We start from the raw sequence: 3,869 nt of genomic DNA, 5'->3' as shown, positions 1-3,869 counted from the left end.
GTAAAGCCAACGCCGTCATGGTTACACTAACAAATGTAACTTTTCCCGTGCCAAAGTGCTTGATAAGTCTACCACTAAGTAAACTTGAAATAATTGCTCCACAAGATATAATCATGAATATCACTCCGGCACTCGGAAATGCTACAGATAAATCAATTTGCATAACAGGCCAAGCTGAACCTAATAATGAATCCGGTAACCCAAGGCTAATAAATGCCAAATAAATAATAATCAAAAATAGCGTTAACATAATACTTCCCCCCCCTTTCATTCATTATGCATTCTCTAATTTATTCAGGTTTTTATTTATATCTAAGGGGGTGTTTCAAAATGATTAAGAAATCATCCTGAAACACCCCCTTTCTGAATCCTTAAAAATAAAGTTGGTTAAGTCATCTCCTGGGTCGCTGCATATTAACGACTTCAGAAGGAGATTTATACTTCCACTGAAGTTTTATTTCTGCTAAGGTAGTTAACTTACACTTATAGAAGTGGGAGACTTTCCTTCTGAAATGTCGTTAAATAAATCCTATAATCTATAAAGTAATAATAGTACCCGCTTTTCCTTGAAGCGCTTCTACACCTTTGAAAAGTGAAGTTATAATCGCTCTTTTCCCTGGATTAGCCTTTGCAAACATAACAGCTGCCTTCATCTTTGGCAGCATACTACCGGGTGCAAAATGTCCCTCTGAAATGTATTTTTCTGCATCAGCAACACTTAAATCACCTAAATCTATTTGGTTTGGCATTTTGTAATTTATTGATACTTTTTCTACTTCCGTAAGTATCATAAGTGCATCAGCACCAATATCCTCTGCAAGTCTTTCAGCGGCTAAATCCTTATCAATAACTGCTGCAACACCTTCAAGTGATCCATCTTCTTTTTCTATTACTGGTATACCACCGCCACCAGCTGCAACTACAATGGTTGTATCCCAAAGTGCTTTAACTGCTGATAATTCAACTATTCTTATTGGTACAGGTGATGCAACAACTCTTCTGTAACCTCTTCCTGCATCTTCCTTCATTGTAAAACCTTGTTCTGTTTCTATTTTTTTTGCTTCCTCTTCTGTATAAAAAGCTCCAATTGGTTTAGTTGGTTTTTGAAATGCTGGATCATTCTTATCAACTACAACCTGAGTTACTAATGAAACAACTGGTATATTTCTGTTTCTTTTAGCTAATGCATACCTTAACCCTTGTTGGATATGATAACCAATGTATCCTTGGCTCATAGCTCCACAAACATCGAAAGGCATTACCGGAGTAACGTTTGCAGCCGCTTCAAATGCTAATACTATTCTTCCAACTTGTGGTCCATTTCCGTGTACTACTGCTAGTTCATATCCTGTGCAACTTAATTCTGCTAAGAATTCTGCAGTCTTTTTTACTACTTCTAATTGCGCCTGCGCAGTTGCAGATGAACCTGGTTCCTGTAATGCGTTTCCACCTAATGCTACAACAACTTTTGTTATTGACATATTTATTACCTCCAAATTATTATTTTTTTATTTTTATTTTTATTATTTTAAAGCTTTAATTTAGTATATTCGTTAGAATTGGAACGAAGAAATACCTACCCATACATTTAATACCATAACTACTAAAATGAGATACATTCTTAGTATACCTTGCCTTCACTTAAAATGAAAGCAAAGAAATAACATTGATTATTCACTCCTTTTAATCGAATAACATTAATAACTCTTCTGGTTCTACTCTAATGTGTAAAGATGAATGTTTAAATACACCCTGATGGTTTTATTGTAAACGCCAAGTAAATATTTTGTCGTTTTGTGTAATTTGTTGTAACTTAGTGTATGATTAGTGCATGATATAAATTTATTACACTAATCACTTTTTAGGAGATGTTATAAATGAATAATATCCAAAATATTAAATTAAGCATATTTCTATATAGATATTTAAATCAGGATAAGATACTAAATAAAAATCGCAATTATAAAAGTGAAAAAAAAATTGACATAGATTATACTTTCAAAGAAAACTTGAAGCAACACTTTAGAACATTAACTTTGATTGATGAAAATAACAAATGTAATATATAGAATATAAGCATAATGAAACCCTCGATTAATTAATCGAGGGTTTCATTATTTACTACCAATTTATATATTCTTTTACAATATAGTAGTTTAAGGCTATACCTATATTTTTTTGACAAATTCAGATTTTAATTCCATAGCACCAAAACCATCTATTTTGCAATCAATATTATGATCTCCGTCAACCAGTCGTATATTTTTTATTTTCGTACCTTTTTTTATGGATGTCGGACTTCCTTTTACTTTAAGATCTTTGATTATTGTTACTGAATCTCCGTCGTTTAATACATTCCCATTTGCATCTTTGATAACCTTTTTCTCTTCGCTATTTTCAGTTTCTAATTCTGAAGTCCACTCATGAGCACATTCTGGACAAACAAAAAGACTTCTATCTTCGTAAGTATATTCTGAATTACATTCTGGGCATTTTGGCAAATCTAACATAATTTCATTTCCTCCATTCGTTAGGGGCATGAAAATAAATAACAAGTCAAAAATGCGACGGATATTTACTTGAATGACCCTTATGTTAATTCTAATATATAAGAAGAATTTAATTTCTATTTAACTAGGCTTTCCAGGTGGTGGAGATATAAGTGAAGCTAGACTAGCCATAACTGGAAATATCATCATAATAAATATTATTTCCTTGTATCCATTAAATAAGTCAAAAGCAAATCCAAAAGGCAGTGGGCCTAATGCTGAGCCAATAACCATTGCGGTAGTTGCTATACTTCTTATGCTTCCGAGATGTTTCCTACCATAATAACTAGGCCATAACGCTTCTGTAGTTACAGAGTTAAAAGCATTAAATATGGCAACTAATATTGCATATAAGACCACACCTTTACTTGAATTTGCTGATACCATAGCAAACATTGCAATAGCAAGTATCCAATAATTCACAGTTCTTATGTAATGCACTTTTATTCTATCCACCATATGCCCTGCTAAAAAATTTAATGGTAGTTGAATTATAGCAGTTAAACTTAATATAGATGCAGCGAAAGCCATTGATAAACCTTTTTCTTCAATAATAGATACCATATGAAAAGTTAAACCTGTATTAACCATAGCTGGAACAGCCATACAAAATATCATTAACCAAAAGGTTCTTGTTTTCATTGCATCCTTTAAAGTCCAGTCAATATTGCCTTGCATTATATTGTTTTCACTTTCCTTTTTTCTTATTATATTGCTTCTAATGTCTTCCCCATCCGGTAAAAGCTTCATTTCTTCTGGTCTATTTCTAACAAATATCCAACCCAAAGGAGCCATTATCGCCATTAAACTTATACCCCAAATTATCCAAGTAAATCTCATACCTACCAAATTTAATAACCAGTTATTAATAACAGGTAAAGTTGCAGAGCCAATTATACTCCCAATGGTCATTATACTAATAGCCCTACCCCGCCTTCTCACAAACCACTGACTTACAAGAGTAGATGGAATAAGAGTCATGGAACCTTGACCTAATAATCTCATAAATACGAATCCAATAAATAGCATAACAGGATTAAAAACAAAACTCATCCACAAACATGTAATACCTAAAAGCAAAGATATTAACGTAAGCATCTTTCTATGTCCCACACTATCAAGTTTTCTTCCAATAAAAGGGAGTAGAAGTCCTGCACATAACGACGCAAAAGAATAAATACTGGAAACCAAAGATCGACTCCATCCAAACCGTTCAATATACGCATTTATGAATATAGAAATTGAATAAGTTTGGCCTGGTCCTGAAAAAAATAGTGTTATTGCAGAAATAATTACAATTACCCAACCGTAGAAAAAAGG

Annotated in this window: 4 protein-coding genes and 1 pseudogene; 1 reads left to right on the top strand and 4 read right to left on the bottom strand. The window is 32.9% G+C overall.

The genetic code is table 11. From position 1 onward, the window contains the following. Positions 1 to 250: pseudogene (locus tag JJE11_RS16240) on the bottom strand (MFS transporter); the annotation flags it as partial. 286 nt (positions 251 to 536) lie between these two features. Then, positions 537 to 1,481 (bottom strand): carbamate kinase, encoded by a 945-nt coding sequence (gene arcC / locus JJE11_RS16235; protein WP_291637492.1) that lies wholly within the window; start codon positions 1,479 to 1,481, stop codon positions 537 to 539. Between the two features lie 396 nt (positions 1,482 to 1,877). On the opposite strand from arcC, the gene JJE11_RS16230 reads away from it, so the two are divergent. Beyond that, positions 1,878 to 2,069, top strand: a complete 192-nt coding sequence (locus tag JJE11_RS16230; protein ID WP_291637490.1) for a hypothetical protein — start codon at positions 1,878 to 1,880, stop codon at positions 2,067 to 2,069. Positions 2,070 to 2,168: 99 nt separating this feature from the next. Here JJE11_RS16230 and JJE11_RS16225 read toward each other — a convergent pair whose 3' ends face one another. After that, a complete protein-coding gene (locus JJE11_RS16225; protein WP_291637489.1) occupies positions 2,169 to 2,510 on the bottom strand; it encodes a zinc ribbon domain-containing protein YjdM in 342 nt (113 codons plus the stop codon). 120 nt (positions 2,511 to 2,630) lie between these two features. After that, on the bottom strand, positions 2,631 to 3,869 hold a 1,239-nt coding region (locus tag JJE11_RS16220; RefSeq protein ID WP_291637487.1), incomplete at its 5' end, for an MFS transporter.

Origin of the sequence: Clostridium sp., assembly GCF_016650095.1 — a bacterium.
Lineage (GTDB): Bacteria > Bacillota > Clostridia > Clostridiales > Clostridiaceae > Clostridium_AD.
Note: the sequence above shows the minus strand (reverse complement) of the source record. Positions and strands in the feature narration are given on the sequence as shown.